Genomic DNA, 2,602 nt, shown 5'->3' with positions numbered 1-2,602 from the left:
ATACTTGGCAAAATCATTGAACATATAGAAGATGTAAATCATAGCCCCTGACTGTTTGGTCCAAAAAGCGATACTAGCTGTCGCGATTTTCAAGGAAGTATAAATCAAGGTCGCAAATGGTATGCAGACTAGGAAAAGCAAGAATTTTGGAAGAGTCCAAGCAATGCTTGATACTGTTGTCGCTAGTAAAATTCCACCGACCAAGAGTTCACCCAAGGCATCAATCTGAAAGGTCTCGACTAGGATGTGGAAGAGGGGATTGATAGGACGAGTCAGATACTTGTCAAACTCCCCTTTTCGCACTAGGCGTTGGCCCAGTGCCCAGAGATTGTCAAAAAAGAGATGGTCCAAGCCCTTGGGAATCAATGAAAAACCATAGATAAAGGCGATTTCTTGAAAAGTCCAACCTTCTAGGGATGGGATGTGTTGAAAGATGACATTGAGAAACAAGAGATTCAAGCCTTGAGTCAAGAAAACTCCCAGCACACCAACCACAAAATCCACCTTGTACTCCATAATTTGCTTGATGTATTGTCTAATAAAAATCAGATGCATGCGTTGATATTTTTTCATACTAACCTCCTTGAATGGTGATAAATGACTGGACTCGTTTCCAAATCAACTGAGACAAGCCCACCATCACTAAGAGCCAGAAAAACTGCAAAAGGAGCGCCTGAATCATCTGACTGGCATCGTATTTCCCAACAATAATCATGACCGGAGTGTAGATCAAGGATGAAAAAGGCAGGAAGGACAGAATATCTGAAACAACCTTTGGAAAGAAAGCCAAGGGAATCAAACTTCCAGACATAAAGGCCACTATGGAAGTCTTAAGTAGGTTGGAACCCCAAAGATTTTTAAATACAAAGGCTGAAAATCCAAAGCAAATATTAAAGAAAAAGTTAATCAGATAGGCCAGCGTTAAGCTAAAAAGATAAAGGACAGTTAATCCCAGCACCTCTGCAATCCCTTGCCCAGATAAGATTTTCATCAAGACAATGACACTTAAAAATGGAAGGCCAACGCTAATAAAAATCAACCACTTGGAACCAAGTTCTGTGAAAAGATAAGAAGCCGCAAAATGCACTGGTCGCAACAAGCGCATGATAATGGAACCATCCTTGACCTCCTCCCCAATCATAAAAGAGCTATCAGACCTGGTCAACAGATTGGTCACAAAACTCATAATGATGTAGAGGGTGATATCTGCCATACTGAAGCCCTGAATCAAAGACTCCTGCGAGGAATCAAAGACAGCCTTCCAGAGATAAAAGGCCACAAAAGCCCCCATAACATCGCCTATCCGATAAAGAATGAAGTTGACTCGATAGGTGATCAATTCCTGAACACCTGCATTTATAAAGGGTTTATAACGTCTCCACAATTTGACCATCTTAGAGCTCCTTTCGATAGAAGCGACGGATAATATCCTCAATATCCGTATCCACCATCTTCAAATCACGGACTTCAAAATCAGACAGTGTTTGCTTAATAATGTCAGCTGACTGGTAGCGGGAACTGTCAAATTCAATATTGAGGCTATTTCCTTGTCTATCAATTGTCATATCCGAAAAGCCTTCATAGTGAGAAAGGAGATGACTTTGACCTGGTAGCAGTTCAAAGGAGAGTGTCTTCATCTTACCAAAGGTCTCCTTGAGCTGGCTAACCGTTCCATCAAAAATTTCCTGCCCCTTATCAATCATAAAAATCCGATCACAAAGTTGCTCAATGTCGCTCAAGTCATGAGTGGTCAAGAGAATGGTTGTTTCTTCCTCCTGATTGATCTGAGTAATAGCCCGACGAATGTTATCCTTGACCGAAACATCCAAACCAATGGTCGGCTCATCTAAAAAGAGAACCTTGGGATTGTGAAGTAAGGAAGCCGCAATATCCGCCCGCATGCGCTGTCCCAGTGAAAGAGTCCGCACAGGGTCCTTGATAAAGTCCTTCAAATCCAAGACTTCATTCAAAAAATCCATGCGCTTATGAAAGAGCGAGTCTGGCACGTCGTAAATCTCCTTCAAGACCGTGTAGGTCTCTTGCAGGGCCAAATCCCACCATAGCTGGGTACGTTGTCCAAAAACAACCCCAATATCCTTGACATAATCTTGGCGATTATCCTGCGGAATCTTGCCGTTAATCCGACAAAATCCAGATGTCGGTTTCAAAATCCCGGTCAGCATTTTAATGGTTGTCGACTTCCCAGCACCATTTGCCCCGATGAAGCCTAAAATCTGCCCCTTTGGTACCTCAAAAGTCAAATCCTTGACTGCTTCAAAGGTCTGCTTTTCAGGATGAATAAAGGAGCGCAAAGCTCCCTTCAAACCAGGTTCCTTCACTGTCTTCACAAAATTTTTCTGAAGATGTTCCACTTCTATCATTGCCATATCTATCTCCCTATCGCAAGGAATAGAAAATCGTATTTTCAAACACAAGTATTCTAAATCCTTACTTTCTACACCTTCTACATTTTATTGCTACAGAAGGTTTTATACCAACCTATTATAGTCCAATAAAAACTAGAATGCAAGCGTTTGCCTACAGATTATGAAATTGAAAATTTTTCTCTTAAAGTGGTATTTGTATACTCAATGAAAATCAA

Annotated in this window: 3 protein-coding genes; all 3 read right to left on the bottom strand. The window is 41.3% G+C overall.

Annotation, left to right across the window (positions count from 1 at the left end):
• Window positions 1–573: ABC-2 family transporter protein (locus HT689_RS09510; protein WP_173281014.1), on the bottom strand; the 573-nt coding region annotated here is incomplete at its 3' end.
• Between the two features lies 1 nt (window position 574).
• Window positions 575–1,393, bottom strand: a complete 819-nt coding sequence (locus tag HT689_RS09505; RefSeq protein ID WP_164226854.1) for an ABC-2 family transporter protein — start codon at window positions 1,391–1,393, stop codon at window positions 575–577.
• 1 nt (window position 1,394) lies between these two features.
• On the bottom strand, window positions 1,395–2,387 hold the full coding sequence (locus tag HT689_RS09500; RefSeq protein ID WP_173226527.1) for an ATP-binding cassette domain-containing protein: 993 nt from the start codon (window positions 2,385–2,387) through the stop codon (window positions 1,395–1,397).
• Window positions 2,388–2,602 lie beyond the last annotated feature (215 nt).

Origin of the sequence: Streptococcus sp. 2342 (assembly GCF_013276795.1) — a bacterium.
Taxonomy (GTDB): Bacteria; Bacillota; Bacilli; order Lactobacillales; family Streptococcaceae; genus Streptococcus.
This window is presented reverse-complemented; position numbering and strand designations above follow the sequence as displayed.

Excerpts from the sequence above, each read along its gene's own strand:
- HT689_RS09505 (WP_164226854.1), bottom strand. The coding sequence starts at position 1,393 with ATGGTCAAATTGTGGAGACGTTATAAACCCTTTATAAATGCAGGTGTT.
- HT689_RS09500 (WP_173226527.1), bottom strand. The coding sequence starts at position 2,387 with ATGGCAATGATAGAAGTGGAACATCTTCAGAAAAATTTTGTGAAGACA.